Source organism: Nocardia sp. NPDC047038 (assembly GCF_040644075.1).
Lineage (GTDB): Bacteria > Actinomycetota > Actinomycetes > Mycobacteriales > Mycobacteriaceae > Nocardia > Nocardia sichangensis.
Window position 1 is genome coordinate 34366 of sequence record NZ_JBEYVQ010000012.1, and the last position, 22089, is coordinate 56454.

Here is a 22089-nt window from a genome sequence, read left to right on the forward strand (position 1 = left end):
GGGCTGATGGCCGGTTCGGTTGCTGTCGCCGCGGACCCTGTTGCCCCGATGGGCAGGGCCAAGACCAACATCGTATTCGGCACCATCGTGCTCGGCATGCTCATGGCAGCGCTGGACCAGACCATCGTGTCCACCGCGCTGCCCACCATCGTCGCCGACCTCGGCGGGGCGGGGCACATGGCGTGGGTCGTCACCTCGTACCTGCTCGCCGAGGCGGTGGCGACCGCCCTCGCCGGAAAGCTCGGCGATCTGTTCGGCCGCAAGCTGGTGTTCCAGATCAGTGCGGTGATCTTCATCGTCGGCTCGATGGTCGCAGGCCTGGCGAACGGCATGCTGGTGCTGGTCCTCGCTCGCGGGATCCAGGGCTTCGGCGCGGGCGGACTGATGGTCACGTCGATGGCGCTGATCGCCGACATCATCCCGTTGCGGCAGCGGGGTAAGTACCAGGGCGCGCTGGGTGCGGTATTCGGCGTGACCACGGTGATCGGTCCGACGCTGGGCGGCCTGTTCACCGACCACGCCAGCTGGCGCTGGTGCTTCTACGTCAATGTGCCGGTCGCGGTGGTGATGATCACGTTGGCGGCCCGCACCATCCCACGGGTGCGCGCGGCGGCCAGGCCGATCATCGATTACCTCGGCATCGGCTTGGTGGCGCTGGGCGTCTCCTGCCTGATTCTCGGCCTGGAATGGGGCGGGCAGCAGTACGCGTGGGGCTCGCCGACGATCGTCGGCCTGTTCGCCGCGGCGGCTTTCCTGCTCGTCACGTTCGTCGGGGTCGAGTTGCGCGCAGCGGAACCGATGCTCCCGATGGGGTTGTTCCGCAGCCGGGTGTTCACGGTGTGCTCGATCCTCAGTTTCATCGTCGGCTTCGCCATGCTCGGCTCGATGACCTACCTGCCCGCGTATCTGCAATACGTCGACGGTGTTTCGGCCACCATGTCGGGTGTTCGCACACTGCCGCTGGTGGTGGGCCTGTTCACCACCTCGATCCTGTCCGGGCAGGTGGTCGGCAAGACCGGCCGCTACCGGTACTTCCCGATCGCGGGCACGTTGGTCATGGCGCTCGGCCTGTACTTGATGTCGACGATGGGCCGGACCACCGGCACATTGCTGGAGTCGCTGTACATGCTGATCCTCGGCCTGGGTATCGGACTGGCGATGCAGGTGCTCACCATCGTCGTGCAGAACACCGTGCCCTACGCCCAGCTGGGTACCGCGACCTCCGGTGTCACGTTCTTCCGCACGCTCGGTAGCGCCTTCGGGACGGCCATCTTCGGCACGCTCTACAGCAACCAGATCGGCCCCAACCTCGCCGCCGCGCTGGCTCAGGTGCGCGTGGTGCCACCCGGGGTCGCGGCGGACCCGCAGGCGTTGCGCGCGTTGCCCGCCGAACAGTCGGCGCCGATCATCGATGCGTACGCGGACTCGATCGATTACGTGTTCTTCTGGGTCGTTCCGATCGTGCTGGTCGGATTCGTGGTCGCGTGGTTCCTGCCCGAGGTGCCGCTGCGTGACAGCGCGCGGGCGGGGGCGGGCGATGTGGGCGAAGGGTTCTCGGTGCCCGACTCGCCCGATCGGCTGGTGCAACTGGAACGCGCCATCGCGGGCACCATGCACCGAGCGGGGGCGGAGGATCCGATCGGCGCGCGCATCCTCGCCGACGCGGACAGCGACCTCACACGCGGTGAGGCATGGGCGCTCGGCCAGGTGTATCTGCGCGACCGGGTGCGCGGTGACGCCACGCTGGCCGGAATCGCCTGGGCGCACCGAGTGCCCCAGGAGGTGATCGAGCCGATCTACGACCAGGTCGGCGCGGAGGGCTATCTGACGCGAGAGGGTAAACGCTTGCGGCTCACCGATTCCGGTGCGGCCGAGATGGATCGGATCAAGGCGGCCTGGCGGCGCTGGCTCGACACCAGGCTCGACGACTGGAACGAGGCCGACCCGGCCGATCGCGCACTGCTGGATCAGGCGCTGACGAACATCGCCACGAAGTTGCTGGAGGACCACGCGCGCGAGCAGGAAACGGTGCCCGCCTGACCGCTCTTGCGGTCGATTACTCGTAGACGTATATTCGTAGACGAGTAAGGAGGAGGTGCCGCGATGAAGAAACGCAAGGTCGACAACCTGCTGGCGCTCGCGGTGCTGTCCGTGATCGTCGACCGCCCGATGCATCGCTACGAAATCGCCCAGACCCTGCGTGACCGGGGCAAGGACCACGACATGGCGATCAAATGGGGTTCGCTCTACACGGTCGTGCAGAACATGGCCAAGGTCGGGTTCCTCGAGGTCGTCGGCAGTGAACGGGCGGGCGCACGTCCCGAGCGAGTCATCTATCGGATCACCGACGAGGGTCGCGCCGAGATGGCCGATTGGACCAGGGAACTGCTTTCGACTCCGGAACCGGAACCGCACCGGTTCGTCGCGGGGCTGTCGATTCTCGCGGTGCTTCCGCCTTCCGAGGTGGTCGAGCTGCTCGCCACCCGCCTCGAAGCGCTGGATCGAACCATCGAGACCGTACGTCGTGAACTCGGCGAACTCGCGGGCGCGTTGCCGCGACTGTTCATCGTCGAGTCCGAGTTCGGACTGGCGATGCTCGAAGCCGAGGCGGCGTGGACGCGCTCGCTGCGCGCGGAACTGACCGAGGGCACCTTCCCCGGACTGGCGCAATGGCGCGAGTGGCACGAGCGCGGCGCGCTGCCGTCGGAGGTCGCCGAAATGGTGGAGAGGGGGATGGCCGAGGACTAGCCGAGAAACCGGGCCCGGCGAAGGTGCGGCAACACCGCCGCCGGGCCCGATCGAACAGTCTCGAACCGCGCCCGCGAACGCGCACCCGGCTACAAGGCTGGCAACCACAGGATAACCGGGTGGGTGGCGCGTGTGTCGGTCCGGGAACCGAAACCCGTATCGCACGAATCCTGGAGACACCCATGTCCACAACACGTACCGCCCTGGTGATCGGTGGCGGCATCGCCGGCCCCGTCGTCGCGACGGCCCTGCGCAAAGCGGGCATCGACGCCCGCGTCTACGAGGCCTATCCCGGCCCTTCCTATGGCATCGGCAGCGGACTCGCGCTCGCGCCGAACGGCGTCGCCGCGCTCGACATCATCGGGGCGGGCGACCCGGTCCGCGCCATCGCGCTTCCGGTCCGCAACATGAACATGTCCGTCGGCGCGAAGGTGCTGGCGATGCCCGGCATCCCCGATATGCCGCCGCTGCAACTGGTCGATCGCAGCGAGCTGCACCGAACGCTGCACCGGCACGCGGTCGCGGCGGGCGTTCCGTTCGAGTACGACAAGCGCCTGGTCGATGTGCGCGAAGACGCGTCGGGCATCACCGCCCAGTTCGCCGACGGCAGCACAGCCACCGCCGACGTGCTGATCGGCGCGGACGGCATCCGCTCGCGGGTGCGCACGCTGATCGACCCGAAGGCGCCCGGCCCCGACTACACCGGCATGCTGGGCTTCGGCGCGACCACCGAGTGCGACGCCGACATCCCCCCGGACACCATGACCTTCGCGTTCGGCAAGCGGGCCTACTACCTGTACTGGCCGCTCGGGGACGGGCGGGTGGCATGGGGAGCGAACCTGCCGCACAAGGAGTATCTGTCGCTCACCGCGGCGCGGGCGGTGCCGAGCGCGCACTGGTTGCGCATCTTGCGCGAGGTCTACGGCGACGACACCCCTGGCGGCGAGCTCGCTCGGCGCACCACCGAGGAGCAGTTGGAGGTGGTCGGCGCGCTGCACATCATGCCGCCGGTGCCGCACTGGTATCGCGGGCGGATGGTGCTGGTCGGCGATGCGGTGCACGCTCCGTCCAACAGTTCCGGTCAGGGCGCGTCGCTGGCGATCGAGAGCGCCGTGCAGCTGGCCCGCTGCTTGCGTGATCTGCCCGCTCCGGAGGCGTTCGCGGTGTACGAGCGCTTGCGGCGCGAGCGGGTGGAAGGCGTCGCGGCGCGCGCGGCGAAGATCAATCACAGCAAGACGCCGGGGCCGGTGGGACGCAAGGTCATGCAGTTGCTCATGCCGGTCATGGCCAAGACCGTGATGAAACCGGAGAAGACCATGGGACCGGAGCAGCGCTACCGGATCGACTGGGACGCTCCCGCCGAGCACGAGCTCGCGTCGGTCTGAGTCGGCCGGAGGTCCCTCGGGTCCGAGCGACCCGGGGGACCTCCGGTGCGGCTATCGGCGGCGGAATAGAGTTGCGTGGTGAGCGATAGGGATTCCGATGGAAATCTGGATCTGAACCAGTTGCGCACCTTCCTGGCCGTGCACCGGGCCGGTTCGATCACAGCCGGGGCGCGGCTGGTCGGCTTGTCCCAGCCGACCGTGACCGGCCAATTGCAGGCGTTGGAGAAGCGGCTCGGCGCGCGACTGTTCGACCGATTGCCGCGCGGCGTCGCGCCGACCGCGGCGGCGACCGAGCTGGCGGCGCGCATCGCCGCGCCGCTGGACGCGCTGGACACCGTGGCGGGTCCGGTCCACCGGGCCGAACCCGCGCCACAGCCCGCCGTTCGTCTCGCCGGACCCGCCGAGTTCCTCGCGGTGCACGGGCTCCCCGCGCTGGCGCCACTGGTCGAGCGAGGGGTTCGACTGGCGGTCCACGCGGGGCTGACCGACGACTTGCTCGGCGGGCTGCGGGCCGGCCACTTCGACCTGGTGGTGTCGACGGTCCGGCCCAGAGGCCGGACGGTGGTCGCCGAACCGCTGGGTGACGAGGAGTTCGTGCTCGTCGCCGGGCCGCAGGTCGCCGCGCGCGTCGACGGCGACCTGTTGCGGACCAAGGGCCCGGTCGCGTTGTCCGATGTTCCGCTGGTCAGTTACGCCCCGGATCTGCCGATCCTGCGCCGGTATTGGCGGCACGTCTTCGGCGTCCGGCTCGCCGCCGAGGCCGCGGTGGTCGTCGCCGATCTGCGCGCGGTCGCCGCGGCGGTCGCGGCGGGCGCGGGGATCAGTGTGCTGCCGCGATATCTCTGTGCGGCCGAACTGGATTCGGGATCGCTCGTCGCGCTGTTGGAACCGGAGGATCCGCCGATCAACACGGCATTCCTGGTGCGTCGGCCCGGACCCGCTGTCCGCCCGCACGTCGAGCTGGTCCGTCAGCGGCTGACCGCCGCGGCGCTGCACTGGTGAGCGCGGGCCCGCTCAGTATCGCGCCGCGCGGTCGCGCAGAATTCGCGCGGTCCGCTCGTCGCCGGGCAGGAACGCCTCCAATTGCAACTCGGCGAGCGTGACGTCCACCGCGGTGGCGAACGAGGTGAGCGTGGTGATCAAACGCAATTCCCCTTCGGCGCAGCGCAGGCGCAGCGGCACCGCGAAACCGAGATGGTCCGGTCCCGGTTCGGCCTGGGGCAGATACGTCTCCAGCTCGGCGATCAGCTCGTCCAAGGCGGGATCGGGGCTGCGGGCCATCCGGTTGCGCAGCGCCTCGGTGACGTGCCGTCCCCATTCCGGCAGGTTGAGCACGCGGGCGGCCAAGCCGTCCGGGTGTAGCGCGAGCCGCAGCACGTTGACCGGCGGCTCCAGCAGCCACGGCGCGGCGCCCTCGGTGAGTACCTCGAAGGCCGCGTTGGCGGCGAGCAGGACGCCGTGCGGCCGGACCACCAGCGCCGGGTAGGGCAGGTGGCCGTCCAGGATCGCCCGCAACGCCTCCAGCATCGGCGCCAATTCCGCGGTATCGAGCGCCGATTCGGGGAAGACCGGCGCGTAACCCGCGGCGAGCAGCAGTCCGTTGCGCTCACGCAGTGACAGCTCCAGTGATTCGGCCAACCGCACCACCATCGTGCGTCCGGGGCGTGAGCGGCCCTGTTCCAGGAAGCTGAGATGACGCTGCGTGGTGTCGGCGCGGATCGCGAGATCCAGCTGGCTGACCCGTCGCAGCGTGCGCCAATGCTTGAGCTGCCGGGCGAACCCGGTGGACTCGGCCGCCGTCGTCATGGCAGCAGTATCGGGCGTCGGGCGGCGGCTTCGCCATACCTTGCGGGGAATCGCGCAGGCTCCGAACGACGGCAAGACTCCGTCCCATGAGCAATCAACTCGATGCACAGGAACTGTCCCGATTCGCCGATCGCTACATCGCGCTGTGGAACGAATCCGACGCGCAGGCCAGGCACAAGCTGATCCGGGAACTGTGGTCCGAGGACGGCGCCCAGGTGCTGGTGGATCCGCCGCAGGAGATGCGGGAGGCGCTTGCCCGACTGTCCTTCCCGATCCCGACCGTGGAGATCCGCGGCTACGAAGCGCTGGACCGGCGCGTGGATCGCGCCTACGAGGAATTCGTCGCCCCTGGTGAGCACGTGTTCGTACCCAAGGGGCAGGCGGTTCGTCTGTCCTTGAACCTGATCGGCCTGACCTGGCACATGGTGACGAAGACCGACGGGGCGGTCGTCGGCGGCGGATACGACGTCATCGCGCTCGACGACGCGGGCCGGATCCGGTGGGACCACCAGTACATCGGTGTCGCATGATGCGGGCCGTCGCCTACCATCTCGACCCCGCGCGCGGGGCGGACGCGCTGACCGTCGCGCCGCAGGAGATGCCAGAGCCAGGGCCACGCCAAGTGGTGATCCAGATGCTGGCGGCGTCACTGAATCGTCGCGATCTGATGTTGCTGGACGGAACGTATCCGCTGCCCGCGACCCCGGGCGTCGTCCCGCTCAGCGACGGTGTCGGCGCGGTGATCGCCGTGGGCGAGGAAGTGACGCGCGCCGCGCTGGGCGACCGGGTGACCGCCTCCTACTTCGTCCGCTGGATCGACGGGCCACAGCGCCAAGCGCACGTGGTCGAGCAGTACGGCGCCACCTATCCCGGCATGCTCGCCACGTACGCGGTGCTGGAGGAGGATTCGGTGGTGCACGTCCCCGACCATCTCACCGACGTGGAGGCCGCCACGCTGACCTGCGCCGGAGTGGTGGCGTGGGCGGCGCTGACCACGCCGCTGCCGGTGCTGCCCGGCGAGACCGTCTTGACCGTCGGCAGTGGATCGGTGGGCCTTTTCGGTGTGCAGCACGCGAAAATGCTGGGCGCTCACGTCATCTCGGTGACCTCGAGCGCGCGAAAGGCCGAGCGGCTGCGCGCGCTGGGAGCCGACGAGGTGATCGATCGGAGCCGGACACCGGACTGGGAGCTGGCCGTGCTGGACCGCACCGGAGGCGACGGTGTGGAACACATCCTCGACGCGGTGGGCATGCCGACCCTGGCGAAATCCGTGCGGTCGGGCGGATACAACGCGCGGATCACGATGATCGGCGCGTTGCCCGCTACCGACGCGCCCGTAGGCAACCCGTTCGGGACGTCGTATCTGTCGATTCGCCGCATCGCGGTGGGCAGCCGGACGCAGTTCGAGGCGATGAACCGAGCGATCACCGCCCACGGGATGCGTCCCGTCATCGACCGCGTGTTCGCGTTCGAGGAAGCCGAAGCGGCCTACCGGTATTTCCGCACCGGAGACCCCTTCGGGAAGGTGGTGATCGAGTTCCCCTAGGACTCAGGGGCAGGCGGTGAGAATCCGCGTCATGGCGTCCTTTTCGGCCGCGGTGACCCAGAGTTGGTAGGCCGTCTTCACCTGGATCTGCCTGGTCACGTAGGCGCAGTGGTAACCCTTGTTCGGCGGCAGCCAATCGGCCGCGTCGGAGTCGCTCTTGGACTGGTTGGTCGGACCGTCCACGGCCTGCAGGTTCAGCGGGTCGTTGGCCAGGTCGCGGCGGCGTTCGGCGGAAAGCTTCTGTGCGCCTTTCTGCCACGCGTCCGAGAGCGCGACGACATGGTCGATCTGCACGTCGTCGGAGGACTTCGTGCCGCGCTTGAAGTCGATGGTCTTTCCGGTGTAGAAGTCGGCGAGCGTTCCGGTCGCGACGATGCACTTGCCCGACTTGAACGTCACGTCGGTCATGTCGCGCTGGAGGATGTCGTTGCGGGTGTCGCAGCCGTTGTTGCCGCCGGGCACCGAGACGTTGTCGGACCAGGGCGGCCCGAATTCGTCACGGCTGTATCCGGTCTTGGGCGCACGGTCGGCCACGCGCAGCGCGTTCAACAGCGCGAGCGCGTCGCGCGAGGGAATCGGGGCGGGCGCGTCGGCGCAGGCCCGTCCGCCGGAACCGCAGCCAGACGCGGTCGACTGGCCGGGCGGAACGGTTGTGCAGGAGACCAGTCCGATGGAAGTCGCCACCATGATGCCGATCAGAGCCAGCCGTTGCACTGTGGACTTCATCGAACTTCCTAACGCCGAATCCCTTTGAAACTGTAACCGGCGAAAAGGTATCCAGGGACCGGCTTCGCGCAACCGATCGGCGCGTATGAGATTCGGCACAGCTGGCCGGTAACGGGCCGTGCGCCAGAGCTGCCGAGCCGGAGAACGGGGCCGCCCCCGAATCGCCGTGCCGGCGCCGATTCGGGGGCGGTGATCACGAGGAGGCCGGTGGAGCCGCGCGGTTGTGCGGATGGTTGTCCACTCCGAAGCCCGCACTGGGACGACACCACGGGGCTGATGAGGGGGAGGTCCCGAGGTGTCGAGCCGCGCCTGCTCCGGACTCACTCGTGATGATCAGGGGTGATCGATGTCCGGCGGGCGCCGGTGACCAGGGAAGCCGCTCTCCGGTTGCAGCACGCATCCGCTCCGTCTCGATCACGCTTTGTTCTACGTATCAAGACAGTAGATAGATGCCGCGCGAATTGGCAAGTTCGTTCGCACGGTTCGAAAAGTTTCTCAGCCGATCTTCAGTTTCGGCCACACATCTACTGCATGAGTACGGATGTATCCGAGAGTTGCCGCCCTCGCGACGACCGGTTCGACGGGCCTGTGACGATGCTCACTCCACATCCGGTCACAGGCGGTGTGATTCCTGTGTCCAAACGGGTGCAGGCGAAAAGCCGGACCCGAAAGGACCACATCATGCCCACCGTCGACGTCATCGACTCGTTCATCAACTACCGCGACACCGGTGCGGGAGAGATCCCCGTCGTGTTCCTGCACGGCAATCCGACCTCCTCGCATCTGTGGCGCAACGTCATTCCGCACGTGGCCGACCGGACCCGAGTGCTGGCGCCGGACCTGATCGGCATGGGGGAGTCGGGCAAGCCGGACAGCGCCTACCGTTTCACCGATCACGCCGCCTACCTCGACGCCTGGTTCGACGCGCTCGGGCTGGACCGAGTGGTGCTGGTCGGACACGACTGGGGCGGCGCGCTGGGCATGGACTGGGCCGCGCGGCATCCCGGCCGCGTGCGCGGGATCGCGCTGATCGAAACGTTCCTGCGGCCGATGCGCTTCGACGAGCTGCCTCCGCTCGGCGCCGAGCTGTTCCGGAAGTTTCGCTCGGCGGAAGGGGAGCGGATGATCCTGGAGGAGAACATATTCATCGAGTTCAACCTGCCGAAGGGCGTCGCCGACCTGTCGCCCGAGGACCACGACGTGTACCGGGCGCCGTATCCGACCCCGGCCTCGCGCAAGCCGCTGCTGGTGTGGCCGCGGGAGTTCCCGCTGGACGGCGAGCCCGCCGACGTGGTCGCCGTGGTGCGGAACTACGACGATTGGGCGGCCGCGACGCCCGAGGTGCCCAAGTTGCTGATGGCGTTGGAGAACGGCGTCGGGCTGGGATCGGCGGAGGCGATCGACTGGGCCGCGAGCACCTTCGCGAGCGCCGAGGTCGTCGCGATCCCTCCGGCGGGCCACCACGCGCCGGAGGATCGGCCGGACGAGATCGGCCGGGCGGTCGCGCAGTGGCTCGATCGGCACGCCTTGGTCGGCGCCGCCGCTCGCGCGTGATCTCGGCCGCGCTGTGACCCGGCAGTGCTTGCGCCGACCGCGGCGCGGGCCGAATGATGGCCGGATGAGCACGGAGCACGAGCGGGTCGCGGCGGACGAGAAGGCCATGGTCGCCCGCGCGGTCGCGGGTGACCGGGACGCCGTCGCCGAGGTGGTGCGCCTGTTGCAGGACCCGCTGTACCGGCTGGCGCTGCGCATGGTCTGGCGGCCCGCGGAGGCCGAGGACGCGACGCAGGAGATCATGGTGCGCGTCCTCGATCATCTGCACACCTGGCGCGGCGAGGCGAAGCTGCTCACCTGGGCCTACCGCATCGGCGTCAACCACCTGCTGAATCTGCGGCGGCAGACCCCGCAGGAGGCCGCGGAACTGAGCTTGGACGCCTACCGGGACGGGCTGGCCGACGGTCTGTCGGAGGCGGACTATCGCGGACCGGAAGCGGTGCTTCTAACTGCCGAGGTGCGGCTCACCTGTAGTCAAGGCATGTTGCAATGCCTGGCCCGGGACGAACGGATCGCGTTCGTGCTCGGCGACGTGTTCGAGCTGAACTCCACCGAGGCCGCCTGGATCCTCGACATCACCCCCGCCGCCTATCGAAAGCGGTTGGAACGCGCCAAGAAACGGCTCGGGAACTTCCTGAACTCGACCTGTGGCCTGGTCGACCCGACGGCGTTCTGCCGCTGCTCACGCCGCGTGGACAAAGCTCTGGCGCTGGGACGGGTCGACCGGAGCCGTCCGGTGTACGCGCGCCATCCGGTCAGCGCGGGCGGGCGCACCGCGGCCGAGGCCGAACGGCAGATGATCCGGCTGCACGACGCGGCGTCGGTGCTGCGCGCGCATCCCGACTACGCCGCGCCGCAGGCGAAGATGGACGCGATCGCGGGGCTGCTCGGTTCGGGGCGTTTCCCCATGCTCGAGGAGACGTGAACCCGCCGCGTCGGTGATCAGCCCGGTGCTTCCGCGTCGGGTGAACCGGTGGCGGGCGAGGTTCCTCGTAGTTCCGTTGCCAGGCGTGTGATCTGCGCGGGGCCGACCCGGCAGCAGCCGCCGATGATCCGTGCGCCTCGGGCGAACCAGTCCCTGGCTTGCCCTGCGGTGAACCGGGTGGGGCCGGTCCAATGGTGGCGCGCCGCATCCCAGTCCTCACCGCTGTTCGGGTAGGCGACCACGGGCTTGCCGGTTCCCGCGGCGAGTTCGACCGCGGCGGCGACATCGGCGGGCGCGCAGCAGTTCACGCCGATCGCGACGATCGAGTCCGAGCCCGCGGCCACCGCGAAGGCATCGGTGAGCGGTTGCCCGGCTCTGGTGCGCGCGCCGTCGACGGTGTAGCTCAGCCATGCGGGCACGCCGAGGTCGTTCACCAGGTCGACCAGCGCTTCGGCTTCGTCGACGTCGGGAACGGTCTCCAGGGCCAGCAGGTCCGCGCCCGCCTCCGCGAGCACCTCCATGCGCGGTCGGTGCCAGGCCCGCAGTTCGGCCACGGTGCGCCCGTAGCGGCCACGGTATTCCGATCCGTCCGCCAGCGCGGCGCCGTAGGGGCCGACCGAGGCGGCGACCCAGCGGCGTCGATCTGCGGCCTCGGCGTCGCACGCGGCACGGGCCAGCGCCACGCCGCGTCGCCATAGCTCCACCGTCTGCGCCCTGGTCAGCCCGCGCGCGGCGAAGCCATCGAAAGAAGCCTGGTAGGTGGCGGTGGTCGCGATGTCGGCGCCTGCTCGGAAATAGGCTTCGTGCACGGACCGGATCGCGGCGGGATCGTCCACGAGCAGACGGGCCGACCACAACGCGTCGGACAGGTCGTGGCCGCGCGCCTCCAGCTCGGTGGCCAGTCCACCGTCCGAGATCAGTGCCCCCGCCGCAGGGTCGAACAGCACGGCTCCACTGTAGGACGCGGATTCACTCGTCGTCGGTGGGCTGGGCGGTCGGGGGTACCCCGGTGTCGAGGAAACGGATGAGCCGGTCGATGCGCGCGGTGTGATCGGCACAGCGCTCCAAGTGGTGTCCCAGCAGTGCGTTGTCGATCGCGACTTCGGTGGACGGCTGGGACGCGGGGTCGCGCAGCGCGGAATGCAGTTGCCGGTGCAGCGTTTCCATCGAATGGTCCGCGGGCGTCTCCTCCTCCGGCAGCGGATGCCGACCGGCGACCGCTCGCCCGGCCGAAGCCGTACGCTCGGCCGCCAGCTTGCCCATCGCGGCGAGGATGTCCAGGATGGGTTGCTCGGCAGCGTGTCCGGGGTGACTCTGATACACCTTGTCGGCGACCCGGCTGGCGAGCCAGCCGATGCGGGACAGCTCACCGGCGATCTGGATCGCGGTCACCACATGCCGCAGGTCGCGGGCCACCGGAGCCTGTAGCGCCAGTAACACCACGGTGCGCGCCTCGCAAGCGCCGTACATCTTCTGCAACTGCTCGTCGAGCGCGAAGACCTCGTATGTCGCGGTGAGGTCGGCGTCGACGAGCGCGTCGGTGACACGCTCGACGGCGTCGTGGGCCAGCGTGCACATCAGCGTCAGATCATTGGTCAACGCGATGAGCTCGGCAGTGAACTGGGTGCGCACCGCCAAATTCTCACCTATCGACCGGGGCGGGGTCGATTCCTTGTCGGATGTTCTTCGGTAACGACATCGCCTCGACATGCCGTCGCGGACGGGAACGCTGGACCACGCGCGATCGCTTCGCCAGCAGGACGACGGGAAAACACAGTTCAGGCAGTACTTTTCGCGGCCGAACACGCTATGGCGGATCGGACGCACCGGCGCGCTCGAGGGACGGCGGCACTCGCGCACGCATGCCGGCCGGGGCAGCGGAGGAGATGCATTGCCCGATCGGCGATCTATGGCGCGCATCACATTGCGCTGTTGCGGCGCATGGCGACTCGCGTGGTTGCTCGTCGCGTGCCCTGTTCGGCTCCGTGCGGCGGCGTGGACGGTCGATACTGCGCGACGTGATGGGCGGGCGTTTGCGTCCCGGTTCCTGTGGCTGCCGCGGTCCGCCGCGTGCGGGTCCGTGCCCTGGTCAACGCCCGAATCGCACACGCGGCGAAGCCAGCCGACGGGTGCGCCCGGTGTTACGGTCGCGGCATGCCGAACTTGCGCGATATCCAGCATCGTGTGGTGACGACGTTCCAGCGCCGACTGGGCAATCCGATCCTCAGTACGCTGCCCGGGCAGACTCTCCTGGAGACCACCGGCCGGGTGAGCGGTCAGCCGCGGATCACTCCGATCGGCGGACGAAAGATCGGCCGGGAATTCTGGCTGGTCTCCGAGTTCGGCGAGCGATCCCAGTATGTGCGGAACATCAAGGCGGACAATCGAGTCCGGCTGCGGCTGCACGGCCGCTGGCACGCGGGCACCGCCCACCTGCTGCCCGACGACGACCCGCGTGCCCGGTTGGCGGCCCTGCCGCGCGCCAACAGCGCGGCCGTCCGGTTGGTCGGCACCGACCTGCTCACGCTGCGCATCGATCTGGACGACTGAACCCGCGGCGGGGCGGGGACATTGGTCGCCTGACCTGGATGCGAGCGATTTGCTGGGAGCATGGTGGGCATGATCCGTCTGTTCATCGCCCGTTGGACCGTGCTCGTACCATTGCTCGCCGTCGTCGCCCTCGCGGTCACCTGGGGCCGAAGTCTGCCCGGTGTCGCGGTGACGGTTGTGGTGGTGGCGTTGATCGGGGCGGTGCTCTCGGCGGTTCATCACGCGGAGGTGGTGGCGCGCCGGGTCGGTGAGCCGTTCGGCTCGCTGGTGCTGGCCATCGCGGTGACCGTGATCGAAGTCGCGCTCATTCTCACGCTGATGACCCAGGGCGGTGACAAGACCGCGACCTTGGCCCGCGACACGGTCTTCGCCGCTGCGATGATCACCTGCAACGGCATCCTCGGTCTCTGTCTGCTGGTGGGGGCGTTGCGCAGGCGCGTGGCGGTGTTCAACGCCGAAGGCACGGGTGCGGCGCTGGCCACCGTCGCGACGCTGGCGACGCTCAGCCTGGTGTTGCCGACCTTCACCACGAGCAAACCCGGCCCGGAGTTCTCGCCCGCGCAGCTGGCCTTCGCCGCGGTGGCCTCGCTCGCGCTGTACGGCTTGTTCGTGATGGTGCAGACCGTGCGCCATCCGGACGACTTCCTGCCGGTGGAGGCGGACGGCGTCGTCGCCGAGGACGACGAGCGCGTCGAGCCACCCACCGTGCGCGACGCCGTCACCAGCCTCGGTCTGCTGCTGGTCGCCCTGGTCTGCGTGGTGGGGCTGGCGAAGGTGGTCTCGCCCGCCGTGGAATCGGCCGTCCAGTCGGCGGGTCTACCGCAATCGGCGGTCGGCGTGGTGATCGCGTTGCTGGTGCTGCTTCCCGAGACGATCGCCGCGGTGCGGGCCGCGCGCCGCGACCAGGTGCAGATCGGTCTCAATCTGGCGCTGGGTTCGGCCATGGCGAGCATCGGCCTCACCATTCCGGCGATCGCCGTGGCCAGCATCTGGCTGGACGGCCCCTTGGTGCTCGGCTTGGGGGCGACGCAGATGGTGCTGCTGGCGCTGACCGTCGTCGTCGGTGGGCTGACGATCGTTCCTGGGCGGGCGACGCTGCTGCAGGGCGGCGTCCACCTGGCTGTGTTCGCCGCCTTCGTCGGCCTCGCCGCCAGCCCCTAGCGGGCGGCTCAGACGAGCGCCTCGACGCGGTCACCGCCGAATCGGTGCGGCGCCAGCGGTGCGAACACGGGGACGCCGGACGGGCGACACCCCGCCTCCGGTGGTCGCGAGCCGCGCGCTCAGTGTGGGTGCTGAGCCGCGTACCTGGCTCGTTCCAGCGCTCGGCGCCGCGCGCGCTGCGGATTCTCCAGATCCGCGGGCAAGCCGTGCTTCGCGAGCCGATGCGCGCGGTTCATCGGCATGAAAGCGACCGTGTAGAACAGGGCCAGCAGCAGCGCCAGCAGGACCATCGCGCCGCGCAGCCACAGCTCGCCGGGGAAGAGCAGGAACACCGCGAACAACGGTGTGAACGGCACCAGTCCGCGCAGCACGTGCCGGGTGGCGGCGAACCTGCCGGTCAGGTCGTCGCGCACCCACTCACGCATCGAATCGGGCAGGCGGCGGCCGAAGGCGTAGCCGATCCACTGGATCGGACCGGGCCGTCGTTGCTCTCGGGTCATGACCGGGCTCCTGGGTTCGAGGACGGGGCGTGGGGCTCGGCGAGCACCGACCGGCGGGCCGCCTCGTTCACCCGGGTGAGGACATCGCGCAACTGCTCGAGGTCGGCCAGGGTCACGCCGAGGCGTTGGACGACAGCGGGCGGTATCCGCTCGGCCTTCGCGCGCAGTTCGGCTCCGGCCGGGGTCAGGTTCACCACGAGGTTGCGCTCGTCTCGGCTGTCGCGTTCGCGACTGATCAGCCCGGCGGCTTCGAGGCGTTTGAGCAGCGGGGACAGTGTGGGGGAGTCGAGCTGGATGGCCTCGGCGATCGCTTTCACCGACATCGGCGCCTCGCCCCAGAGCGCCAGCATCACCAGATACTGCGGGTGGGTGAGCCCGAGCGGTTCGAGCAGCGGACGGTAGACGGCCAGCACCGCGCGATTGGCCACGGCCAGCGCGAAGCACACCTGCCGGTCCAGGCGCAGCGGATCCTCGATCTCGGTCTCCATCGGTCCTCCTTGTCCTCCCTTAAATTAGCGCATGAATAGTTAGTGCGTTAATCAATGTGGGCGACATCTCGGCGCGAGATACCGGCTTCGGGGCCGCCGCTGGATACCGTGAATCCATGCACCACGACGCGGGTCCGCTACGCATCGAGGAACTCGACGCGGTTCGTGGCTTCGCGCTGTGCGGCATGCTGGTGGTGAACATCTGGCGGATCACCGACATCGCGGCGACGGACGAATCGGGCGTGGTGCTACCGATCCGGCACACGCTGTCGGTGGTGTTCGAGGGACGGTTCTTCCCGATCTTCTCGTTCCTGTTCGGAATCGGCTTCGCACTGCTGCTGGACAGTGCCGAGGAACGGAGCGAGCGCCCGCGACTGGTCCTGATCCGCCGCTTGCTCGCGCTCGGGGTGATCGGCCTGGTCCATCAGCAGTTCCAGCCGGGTGAGGCGCTGCTGCCGTACGCGCTGGCCGGGCTGGCGATCCTGCTGCCCGCCGCGGCGCTGCCGAACTGGGCGGTGCTGCTGGCGGGACTGGTAGGGACCTTCGGCGTGGCGCTGGCCCTCGGCGGCGGGCTGGCCCTGGCGCCGGGGTTGTTCCTGCTCGGCCTGGCCACCGCGCGCGCCGGGATCGTGGACACACTCGATGAGCGGGGCTGGCAGATCGCCGCGGTCTTCGCCCTCGCCCTGCCCGCCGCGATAGTGGCGGGCAGGTGGGAATACCGCACGCCGTATCTGGAGCTGTGGTCCACTCCCGCCGTGGCTGTCGCTGGGCTACTGGGCGCGCTGGCCTATGTCACCGGGCTGCTGCTGTTGCTGCGCATCGAGCCGGGCCAGGTACTGGCGGAGGTGTTGCGACCGCTGGGTCGCCTGGCTTTGACCAACTACGTCGGCGCCACCGCGCTGATCCTGCTCGCGGCACCGCGTCTCGGCCTGTCCGGCTCCGGCAGCTACGCGGCGGTGCTCGGGTTGGCGGTCGGGATCATCGCGGTGCAGGCGGTGTGCAGTGCCGTGTGGTTGCGGTTGTTCGAGTACGGCCCGCTGGAATGGGTGTGGCGCTGCGTCACCTGGTGGACCGTGGTGCCGATCCGGCGGACGCGCGTGCCGAGCCGCCCGTACTGAGTTCAGCGCGGGGCCGCCGGATCGCCGGTGTTCTCCAGCTCGGCCAGGGTCGCCGAAACCAATGGCCCCGTCTCGAATTGGACGGCGACCTCGACCAGCCAGGCCGACTCGGCGGCCAGCGTGGGACGACTCGGTTCACGGAACGACTGGTCGTCGCCGGTGGGCGGCAGACCGAGCCGGTGCGCCCGTAGCGCCGCGGCGATGCGGGCGGCCTCGATCCCGGCGGCTCTGCTGCGATCCGGGATCGCCAGTTCGGTCGCCAAGCGCTCGGCGATCGCCACCGCTTCGGCGGACAGATGCGGTCGCAACCGCAACAGCCAGTCCCGTATCTCGATCACCCTGCGGTACACCCGATCTCGGGCCGCCGTGCCGCGCCGGTCCGGCGGATGCGCCAGTTCCGGGTCCACCTCGCGCAGGGCCAGCCACAACGGGCGCAGCCGCGGCAGCGCCCGCAGCCGGGCGGTGGTGTGCAGCAGCCACGGCGCCAACGAGGGGCACAGGTAGCCGACCAGCATGACGGTGGCGCCCAGGCTCGCGAACGCGGGCGCGATATCGGTGTTGAGGAGACGCAGATCGATACCGGCCCACGCCGCGCCGATCGCGATCACCTTGCCCACGCTGTAGCCGAGCGCGACGGCGCTGCCGAGCGCGAGCAGCCGCAGGCCGCGGCGCAACCAGATTCGATCGACCTCGCCCATCCACCGGCGGCACAACACGATGATGCGGATCAGCGCCGCCGAGTAGACGGTGAGGTAGACGCCGAGGAACGCCACCGCCAGCGGGACTTTCGCATAGTGGTCGTCGAAGTCGGTGGGATGACTCTCGTCGTGCACCGGCGCCGCCGTGAACAGCGCCGCCAGCACGACGGGCACGAGCACCGGCGGGACGAGCACGCGCCGTGCCGCGCTCGCGTCCGGTTCCCGCTCCGCCACCATGAACCCCGTCCAGACCACTTGGGCGAGCACCGCGCCCGCGATGGCCCCGTACACCACCAGAGACGCCAGGTTGGGCACGCCGGAGACGTCATCGATCCAGGTATAGGTGCGCGGCACAGCCGCTTCGAACCCGATGCCCGCCGCGAGGATGGCGAACGCGACCGCCCAGCGCGCGGGGTTGCCCGGGTTGCGCAGGGCCAGACCGGTTCGCCACAGGAACGCCGCGAAGGCGAAGACGCCCACGCCGCCGTACACCAGCGCGAACCACATGCTCAGCCCTGCCCCGGCCCCAGCGCGTCCAGCAGTCGGCGCGCGGCGACCGGCGCGGAATCGGGCAGGACCCACTCCTCCCGTGCCGTCCACTGCGTGATGTGGTGCGTCATCAGCATATTCGCGAGGTGTTCGGCCTCGCGTTCCTGCGGCTGCGCGTAGCTGGTGCGCCCGAGCATGCGCCGCACGACCGCGGGGTCGATGTTCGGCGCGAGCAGCCGCACGGCTTCCGCGCCGCGCACGTCGACGGTGCGGTGGCCGGCGAGCAGATGGCCGAGTTCGTGACAGACGATGTGATCCTGATGCATCTTGGATGTGTTGCGCTGATAGGCGATGAAATCGATCGCGTCGGTGACCAGCAGGCCGCCGGTGAGGCCGGTGACCGGGAAGCTCTCGGGGCGCAGCCGCAGGGGACGGGCGCGCCGCTCGGCGACGGCCTCGGCCAGCTCGCCGACGGTGAACCGGCCGGGCAGTCCCATGGCGCGCAGCTCCCGGCGCAGCCAGCGACGATCCGGCACCGGCTGGTCACCTCCGTCCTTGCTCCAAGCCGCGATCCGCATCGCTCACCCGTTGTGCTCGTTCTCGATGCGTCGCAGGATGTCCAGCATCGCCAGCACCGATTCAGCGCGGACCGTACCCTGTTGCAGCCCGTCGCGCAGCACCAGTTCGAGTACCTCGTGTTCGGCATTTCCCTTGAGCGCGTTGATCAATGCCAATTCGCTGCCGCGCGCTGCCGCCAGTCGCGGGTCGGTGAACGGATCCAGGCTGTCGAGCCCGAAGTAGCCGCGCAACACCTCCAGCGTCTCGTAGGACGGGTTCACTGCCTGCCCGGTGCGCAGCTTCCAGAGGTAGTTGGCGGACAGGCGCGTTCCGGTGGTGCGGTGGATGTCTTCGGCGAGCGCCCGGTGGGTGATCTCCTGCGGTCGCCCGTCTTTGCCTGCGGGCGGGTGCATTCCGTTGATGAGTGTGTTGAGAGCCCGTGTAAACGGGTGTAAGCCGTCCCCCATATCAGCGTGTCTCCTGTGGTTGACAGGGCCTGTGGCGTAGATCATACTCGTCCCTGCTCCGCCAGCACATGCCGGTGTGGTCGCCCCCGAAGGGGCGTCGGCCACGAGAGGCCCGGCATCCCAGAGCGGTAGCAGGTGGGGCGATCATCGTCGCTCGCCCCATTTCATCGGAGCCGCACCGGTAGTGTCAGTGGTCCGCGATGGCGGAAACCGGAGCGCCAGGCGATCTCTCGTTCGTCCACCGCGAGCGCCGCATCCGGCCATCGGCTGAGGACGTGCTCGAGAGCGGCCGCGGTGACGGTGTGTACCAGCGCGTTCCCCAAGCAGGCGTGCATGCCGTAGCCGAGCGCGAGCTGGTCCGCGCGGTCCCTGGCGAGGTCCGGTACCGCTGGGCGCGGGAAGATTTCCGGATCGTGGTTGGCCGATGCCAGGCACAGCAGTACCGTCTGTCCCGCGGCGATCGTCGTGTCGCCGATGACCAGGTCGGTGGTCGCGAAGCGCGGTCCGGCCAGCACCTGCGGGGAGAGGTGCCGCAGCAGCTCGTCCACGGCTGATCGCTTGTCGCCCAGGGCGTACCACGTCTGCCGCAGGCCCGGACTGCCGAGCAAGGTGAGCACCGAACCGGCGATCAGATCGGCGAGCACTTCATACCAGACGAACAGCAGGTAGAACAGCAGCCCGGTCAGCTCAGCACCGGTCGGCGACCCGCAGGTCTGGTGTGCCCCTACCCAGCGCCCCAGCGCGGTGTCGGAGCGCGGTGCCCGCGCGGTGGCGTCCGCGATGATCGTGAGCATGGTGGCCAGGGTGTCGCGGGCGCGCGGTGGTGCGGCCGACGGCAGTAGCGTCGAATTCGCCCAGCCGCGAAGGCGTTCGGCAGTGTGGTCGTCGAGGCCGAGTAGTTCGCCCAGCACGGCGGCGGGAAGCGGCACGGCAAGACGCTCGACGAGATCGACGGTCTCGCCCGAATCATCCTCGTGCAGCAGCGAATCCACCAAGCGGGGCGCGCGGTCGGTCCACTCGGCCAATCGGCGTGGCGACAACTCGGAGGTCACCAGTCCGCGCAGGCGTGCATGGTCGGCCGGCGCGGCACTGAGCATCGCGTCCAGCGGTGGCGGCACCGAGAAGCCCCGGTAGTCGTCTCCCTGGGCATACCGGACCCGGGTGGAGAGCCGCTCATCCAGCAGCCCGGCCCGTACGTCGCGGTATCGCGTCACCAGCCAGGCCGGTGGCCCATCGGGCGTGCGAACGCGGTGAATGCCCCCTTCGATGCGCAGTCGCTCGAGCGTGGGCCACGGGTTACGGGCGAAGTCGGAGTCGAACACATCCGTCACTCGCCCATCATTCCGCACTGTGTCCTGGGGACGGTGGCTGCCGAGGGCTGCCAGGTGCGTGCTGCGCGCCGATCAGGAGGCGGCGGCTCCGGTCTGCCGGATCGCGTCGAGGACTTCACCGTAGGTCAGCGTGGTCGAGTTCACGAGCGCGCGCTCCGAGGCCACGTCGATGTCGACGGAATCGATACCGTTGACGCCGCGCAGTGACGATTCGATCGCGGACGCGGACTCGCGGGTAACGTTGTGCAGAGTAACCGTGTACGTCATGTAATTCGCATTGACCGATCGCGCTCGCTCAAACTTTCCTTTCCGTCCCGTTTGATCGTGGAGACCCCGGGAATAGCCGGGTTGTCAAACGACTCGACGCAACAGGGATTGCCATGATCATCATCATCGGGCTCATCGCCTTGATCGCGGCCGTGATTATCGGAGTGGCCGCGGTAGTGGGCAACACCGGCCCCGCTCAGCAACTGACGAGCGATTTCGCGGTATTCGACTATCACTTCCACGGTTCCACCGGAGCACTGTTCGGTTACGGAGTAACGCTCGGTGCGATCGGGGCGTTCGGACTGGCCCTCGTCCTATCCGGCGCCTGGCGGGTCACCCGCCGCGGCGTGGCCGCGCGTCGTGAACTCGCACAGTCCCGTCGCGAGATGGCGGCGGTGCGGCGCGATCTGGCCGCAGGCACTACCGCGCCGGTGGAACGCACCTCGCAGGAGCCGGCTTGGCGGCGGTGGTTGCGCACAGGCGGTTCGGGTACTGCCCGCACCGATCGCGGCGCCACGGTATCGACCTCGAAACCCGTGACCGCGAAATAATTGAGAAGAAAAGGAATACGACAATGATCATTCTCGGCCTCATCCTCCTGGTCTTGGGTTGGCTGCTCGGAATCGGGCTGCTCACCACGGCGGGCATCATCGTGCTGATCATCGGGCTCGTGCTGCTGGTGGCCGGTTCGGTGGGCCGTCCGGTGGGTGGCCGCCGCTGGTACTACTAGGGATTCCGCATGAAGTTCGAAGATCGCCTCGCGCATCAAGTGCAAGCGACCAGGGGCAGCGTGAAGAAATTCGTCGGCCGTGCGACCGGCAACTCCCGGCTGGAGGCCGAGGGGCGGCGGGAGCAGGCCCGCGGCAATCTGAAACGCGCCGCGGACAAGGTGCGGGACGCGTTCAAGCGCTGACCGCGCACCGCTCGACCGGTGCCGGGCGAAGGCCGATGGCCTCCGCCCGGCATTGTCGTGTTCTCGCGAAGGAAAAGTTCGAATTCTCGCGTGCGCGTCAGACTCCGGCGATTCCGGCGAGTTGTCCGATGCCGTAGGTGACGGCCATCGCCAGCGCGCCGCCGAGCACCACCCGGACCACCGCCCGGCCACGGGCACTTCCCCCCAACCGGGCGCTGACCGACCCGGTGAGCGCGAGCGCGGCGAGCACGGCCGCGAACGTCACCGGAATACGCGCGTCGACCGGCGGCAGCAGGATGGCCAGCAACGGCAGCAGCGCGCCGAGGGTGAAGGCCACCGCCGAGGAGAACGCCGCCAGCCAGGGGTTGGTCAGCTCGGCGGGATTCAGGCCCAGTTCGGCCTCCGCGTGCGCGGTGAAGGCGTCGTGCGCGGTGAGTTCCTCGGCGACCTTGCGCGCCGTTTCGGGCGTCAGCCCTTTTGCCTGGTAGATCCCGGTGAGCTCGATCAGCTCGTAGTCCGGCTCGTCGCGCAGCTCCCTGCGCTCTTTCGCCAGCAGAGCCCGCTCGGAATCGCGCTGAGTGCTGACCGAGACGTATTCGCCCACCGCCATGGAGATCGCGCCAGCCGTCAGACCCGCGATGCCCGCGGTGAACAAGGCCGGTGTATCGGTGGTGGCCGCCGCGACGCCGACGACCAGACCCGCGGTGGACACGATGCCGTCGTTCGCGCCGAGCACACCGGCGCGCAGCCAGTTGAGTTTGGACGCGAAGCCGTTGCCGTGCGGTTCGTGCGGATGTGCGCCGGAGGCGTCGGTCGTGCGATCCATGAAACGCACCCTAATCACCACCGTGTGACGCGG

The 22089-nt window shown here is 69.1% G+C and carries 26 protein-coding genes; 14 read left to right on the top strand and 12 right to left on the bottom strand.

Going from position 1 to position 22089, the window contains the following annotated elements:
- Positions 1–6 precede the first annotated feature (6 nt).
- The 4 genes from ABZ824_RS29555 (at position 7) to ABZ824_RS29570 (ending at position 5135) form a co-directional block, all read left to right on the top strand.
- The gene (locus ABZ824_RS29555; RefSeq protein WP_356966902.1) at positions 7–2040 is read left to right on the top strand and encodes an MDR family MFS transporter; all 2034 of its coding nucleotides are present in this window, start codon (positions 7–9) and stop codon (positions 2038–2040) included.
- A gap of 63 nt (positions 2041–2103) precedes the next feature.
- Positions 2104–2748, top strand: a complete 645-nt coding sequence (locus ABZ824_RS29560; RefSeq protein ID WP_356966904.1) for a PadR family transcriptional regulator — start codon at positions 2104–2106, stop codon at positions 2746–2748.
- A gap of 182 nt (positions 2749–2930) precedes the next feature.
- Positions 2931–4133, top strand: a complete 1203-nt coding sequence (locus tag ABZ824_RS29565) for an FAD-dependent monooxygenase (RefSeq protein ID WP_356966906.1) — start codon at positions 2931–2933, stop codon at positions 4131–4133.
- Between the two features lie 78 nt (positions 4134–4211).
- On the top strand, positions 4212–5135 hold the full coding sequence (locus tag ABZ824_RS29570) for a LysR family transcriptional regulator (RefSeq protein WP_355075618.1): 924 nt from the start codon (positions 4212–4214) through the stop codon (positions 5133–5135).
- A 12-nt stretch (positions 5136–5147) separates the two neighbouring features.
- On the opposite strand, the gene ABZ824_RS29575 is transcribed toward ABZ824_RS29570, so the two are convergent.
- Positions 5148–5939: a helix-turn-helix transcriptional regulator gene (locus tag ABZ824_RS29575; RefSeq protein ID WP_356966908.1), complete on the bottom strand. Its 792-nt coding sequence runs from the start codon at positions 5937–5939 to the stop codon at positions 5148–5150.
- An 86-nt stretch (positions 5940–6025) separates the two neighbouring features.
- Here ABZ824_RS29575 and ABZ824_RS29580 point away from each other — a divergent pair, with 86 nt between their 5' ends.
- Together ABZ824_RS29580 and ABZ824_RS29585 are read left to right on the top strand one after the other, a co-directional pair.
- Complete coding sequence (locus tag ABZ824_RS29580) at positions 6026–6469, top strand: hypothetical protein (RefSeq protein WP_356966910.1); 444 nt, start codon at positions 6026–6028, stop codon at positions 6467–6469.
- On the top strand, positions 6466–7485 hold the full coding sequence (locus ABZ824_RS29585) for an NAD(P)-dependent alcohol dehydrogenase (RefSeq protein WP_356966912.1): 1020 nt from the start codon (positions 6466–6468) through the stop codon (positions 7483–7485). Before ABZ824_RS29580 ends, ABZ824_RS29585 begins: the two co-directional genes overlap by 4 nt.
- A 3-nt stretch (positions 7486–7488) precedes the next feature.
- Here the strand turns inward: ABZ824_RS29585 and ABZ824_RS29590 are convergent, their stop codons facing one another.
- A complete protein-coding gene (locus ABZ824_RS29590; RefSeq protein ID WP_355075622.1) occupies positions 7489–8211 on the bottom strand; it encodes an HNH endonuclease family protein in 723 nt (240 codons plus the stop codon).
- A 594-nt stretch (positions 8212–8805) separates the two neighbouring features.
- Between ABZ824_RS29590 and ABZ824_RS29595 the strand changes: the two genes are divergently transcribed.
- Both ABZ824_RS29595 and ABZ824_RS29600 read left to right on the top strand, forming a co-directional pair.
- The gene (locus ABZ824_RS29595) at positions 8806–9765 is read left to right on the top strand and encodes a haloalkane dehalogenase (protein WP_356967169.1); all 960 of its coding nucleotides are present in this window, start codon (positions 8806–8808) and stop codon (positions 9763–9765) included.
- 64 nt (positions 9766–9829) lie between these two features.
- Entirely contained in the window at positions 9830–10690 is an 861-nt protein-coding gene (locus ABZ824_RS29600) for a sigma-70 family RNA polymerase sigma factor (RefSeq protein WP_356966913.1), read from the top strand.
- A 17-nt stretch (positions 10691–10707) separates the two neighbouring features.
- Here ABZ824_RS29600 and mmuM read toward each other — a convergent pair whose 3' ends face one another.
- Both mmuM and ABZ824_RS29610 read right to left on the bottom strand, forming a co-directional pair.
- Positions 10708–11610 carry a homocysteine S-methyltransferase gene (gene mmuM / locus ABZ824_RS29605; RefSeq protein WP_356967171.1) on the bottom strand — a complete coding sequence of 301 codons (903 nt, stop codon included), beginning with the start codon at positions 11608–11610 and terminating at the stop codon, positions 10708–10710.
- 49 nt (positions 11611–11659) lie between these two features.
- Positions 11660–12322: a PhoU domain-containing protein gene (locus tag ABZ824_RS29610; RefSeq protein WP_356966915.1), complete on the bottom strand. Its 663-nt coding sequence runs from the start codon at positions 12320–12322 to the stop codon at positions 11660–11662.
- A 522-nt stretch (positions 12323–12844) separates the two neighbouring features.
- Between ABZ824_RS29610 and ABZ824_RS29615 the strand changes: the two genes are divergently transcribed.
- Positions 12845–13240 (top strand): nitroreductase/quinone reductase family protein, encoded by a 396-nt coding sequence (locus ABZ824_RS29615; protein WP_355075629.1) that lies wholly within the window; start codon positions 12845–12847, stop codon positions 13238–13240.
- A 69-nt stretch (positions 13241–13309) separates the two neighbouring features.
- A complete protein-coding gene (locus tag ABZ824_RS29620; RefSeq protein WP_356966917.1) occupies positions 13310–14401 on the top strand; it encodes an ionic transporter y4hA in 1092 nt (363 codons plus the stop codon).
- A 119-nt stretch (positions 14402–14520) separates the two neighbouring features.
- On the opposite strand, the gene ABZ824_RS29625 is transcribed toward ABZ824_RS29620, so the two are convergent.
- Positions 14521–14901 (bottom strand): DUF5313 family protein, encoded by a 381-nt coding sequence (locus ABZ824_RS29625; protein WP_356966918.1) that lies wholly within the window; start codon positions 14899–14901, stop codon positions 14521–14523.
- Positions 14898–15389: a MarR family transcriptional regulator gene (locus ABZ824_RS29630; RefSeq protein WP_356966920.1), complete on the bottom strand. Its 492-nt coding sequence runs from the start codon at positions 15387–15389 to the stop codon at positions 14898–14900. Before ABZ824_RS29630 ends, ABZ824_RS29625 begins: the two co-directional genes overlap by 4 nt.
- 116 nt (positions 15390–15505) lie before the next feature.
- Here ABZ824_RS29630 and ABZ824_RS29635 point away from each other — a divergent pair, with 116 nt between their 5' ends.
- Positions 15506–16507, top strand: coding sequence for a DUF418 domain-containing protein (locus tag ABZ824_RS29635; protein ID WP_356966922.1), 1002 nt, complete (start codon positions 15506–15508; stop codon positions 16505–16507).
- A 2-nt stretch (positions 16508–16509) separates the two neighbouring features.
- Here ABZ824_RS29635 and ABZ824_RS29640 read toward each other — a convergent pair whose 3' ends face one another.
- The 5 genes from ABZ824_RS29640 to ABZ824_RS29660 all read right to left on the bottom strand — a co-directional run bounded on the left by ABZ824_RS29640 (position 16510) and on the right by ABZ824_RS29660 (position 20317).
- On the bottom strand, positions 16510–17712 hold the full coding sequence (locus ABZ824_RS29640; RefSeq protein ID WP_356966924.1) for an MAB_1171c family putative transporter: 1203 nt from the start codon (positions 17710–17712) through the stop codon (positions 16510–16512).
- A 2-nt stretch (positions 17713–17714) separates the two neighbouring features.
- Positions 17715–18272 carry a hypothetical protein gene (locus ABZ824_RS29645; protein ID WP_356966926.1) on the bottom strand — a complete coding sequence of 186 codons (558 nt, stop codon included), beginning with the start codon at positions 18270–18272 and terminating at the stop codon, positions 17715–17717.
- 3 nt (positions 18273–18275) lie between these two features.
- A complete protein-coding gene (locus ABZ824_RS29650) occupies positions 18276–18665 on the bottom strand; it encodes a hypothetical protein (protein WP_356966928.1) in 390 nt (129 codons plus the stop codon).
- 218 nt (positions 18666–18883) lie between these two features.
- On the bottom strand, positions 18884–20050 hold the full coding sequence (locus ABZ824_RS29655) for a cytochrome P450 (protein WP_356966930.1): 1167 nt from the start codon (positions 20048–20050) through the stop codon (positions 18884–18886).
- Between the two features lie 72 nt (positions 20051–20122).
- Positions 20123–20317, bottom strand: coding sequence for a heavy-metal-associated domain-containing protein (locus ABZ824_RS29660; protein WP_067802986.1), 195 nt, complete (start codon positions 20315–20317; stop codon positions 20123–20125).
- A 113-nt stretch (positions 20318–20430) separates the two neighbouring features.
- Here ABZ824_RS29660 and ABZ824_RS29665 point away from each other — a divergent pair, with 113 nt between their 5' ends.
- Genes ABZ824_RS29665 through ABZ824_RS29675 form a run of 3 tightly spaced genes read left to right on the top strand, consistent with a single transcriptional unit; the run spans position 20431 to position 21230 of the window.
- Complete coding sequence (locus ABZ824_RS29665) at positions 20431–20868, top strand: hypothetical protein (protein WP_356966932.1); 438 nt, start codon at positions 20431–20433, stop codon at positions 20866–20868.
- Between the two features lie 23 nt (positions 20869–20891).
- The gene (locus ABZ824_RS29670) at positions 20892–21047 is read left to right on the top strand and encodes a DUF6131 family protein (protein ID WP_086006372.1); all 156 of its coding nucleotides are present in this window, start codon (positions 20892–20894) and stop codon (positions 21045–21047) included.
- 9 nt (positions 21048–21056) lie between these two features.
- The gene (locus ABZ824_RS29675) at positions 21057–21230 is read left to right on the top strand and encodes a CsbD family protein (protein WP_355075646.1); all 174 of its coding nucleotides are present in this window, start codon (positions 21057–21059) and stop codon (positions 21228–21230) included.
- Positions 21231–21327: 97 nt separating this feature from the next.
- Here ABZ824_RS29675 and ABZ824_RS29680 read toward each other — a convergent pair whose 3' ends face one another.
- Entirely contained in the window at positions 21328–22056 is a 729-nt protein-coding gene (locus ABZ824_RS29680; RefSeq protein WP_355075648.1) for a VIT family protein, read from the bottom strand.
- Between the last annotated feature and the right edge of the window lie 33 nt (positions 22057–22089).

Bases quoted from the DNA above. Each gene is read 5' to 3' on its own strand.
- ABZ824_RS29555 (WP_356966902.1), top strand. From the start codon at position 7: ATGGCCGGTTCGGTTGCTGTCGCCGCGGACCCTGTTGCCCCGATGGGC.
- ABZ824_RS29560 (WP_356966904.1), top strand. From the start codon at position 2,104: ATGAAGAAACGCAAGGTCGACAACCTGCTGGCGCTCGCGGTGCTGTCC.
- ABZ824_RS29565 (WP_356966906.1), top strand. From the start codon at position 2,931: ATGTCCACAACACGTACCGCCCTGGTGATCGGTGGCGGCATCGCCGGC.
- ABZ824_RS29575 (WP_356966908.1), bottom strand. From the start codon at position 5,939: ATGACGACGGCGGCCGAGTCCACCGGGTTCGCCCGGCAGCTCAAGCAT.
- ABZ824_RS29580 (WP_356966910.1), top strand. From the start codon at position 6,026: ATGAGCAATCAACTCGATGCACAGGAACTGTCCCGATTCGCCGATCGC.
- ABZ824_RS29585 (WP_356966912.1), top strand. From the start codon at position 6,466: ATGATGCGGGCCGTCGCCTACCATCTCGACCCCGCGCGCGGGGCGGAC.
- ABZ824_RS29590 (WP_355075622.1), bottom strand. From the start codon at position 8,211: ATGAAGTCCACAGTGCAACGGCTGGCTCTGATCGGCATCATGGTGGCG.
- ABZ824_RS29595 (WP_356967169.1), top strand. From the start codon at position 8,806: ATGCTCACTCCACATCCGGTCACAGGCGGTGTGATTCCTGTGTCCAAA.
- ABZ824_RS29600 (WP_356966913.1), top strand. From the start codon at position 9,830: ATGAGCACGGAGCACGAGCGGGTCGCGGCGGACGAGAAGGCCATGGTC.
- ABZ824_RS29615 (WP_355075629.1), top strand. From the start codon at position 12,845: ATGCCGAACTTGCGCGATATCCAGCATCGTGTGGTGACGACGTTCCAG.
- ABZ824_RS29620 (WP_356966917.1), top strand. From the start codon at position 13,310: ATGATCCGTCTGTTCATCGCCCGTTGGACCGTGCTCGTACCATTGCTC.
- ABZ824_RS29625 (WP_356966918.1), bottom strand. From the start codon at position 14,901: ATGACCCGAGAGCAACGACGGCCCGGTCCGATCCAGTGGATCGGCTAC.
- ABZ824_RS29630 (WP_356966920.1), bottom strand. From the start codon at position 15,389: ATGGAGACCGAGATCGAGGATCCGCTGCGCCTGGACCGGCAGGTGTGC.
- ABZ824_RS29635 (WP_356966922.1), top strand. From the start codon at position 15,506: ATGCACCACGACGCGGGTCCGCTACGCATCGAGGAACTCGACGCGGTT.
- ABZ824_RS29640 (WP_356966924.1), bottom strand. From the start codon at position 17,712: ATGTGGTTCGCGCTGGTGTACGGCGGCGTGGGCGTCTTCGCCTTCGCG.
- ABZ824_RS29645 (WP_356966926.1), bottom strand. From the start codon at position 18,272: ATGCGGATCGCGGCTTGGAGCAAGGACGGAGGTGACCAGCCGGTGCCG.
- ABZ824_RS29650 (WP_356966928.1), bottom strand. From the start codon at position 18,665: ATGCACCCGCCCGCAGGCAAAGACGGGCGACCGCAGGAGATCACCCAC.
- ABZ824_RS29660 (WP_067802986.1), bottom strand. From the start codon at position 20,317: ATGACGTACACGGTTACTCTGCACAACGTTACCCGCGAGTCCGCGTCC.
- ABZ824_RS29665 (WP_356966932.1), top strand. From the start codon at position 20,431: ATGATCATCATCATCGGGCTCATCGCCTTGATCGCGGCCGTGATTATC.
- ABZ824_RS29670 (WP_086006372.1), top strand. From the start codon at position 20,892: ATGATCATTCTCGGCCTCATCCTCCTGGTCTTGGGTTGGCTGCTCGGA.
- ABZ824_RS29675 (WP_355075646.1), top strand. From the start codon at position 21,057: ATGAAGTTCGAAGATCGCCTCGCGCATCAAGTGCAAGCGACCAGGGGC.
- ABZ824_RS29680 (WP_355075648.1), bottom strand. From the start codon at position 22,056: ATGGATCGCACGACCGACGCCTCCGGCGCACATCCGCACGAACCGCAC.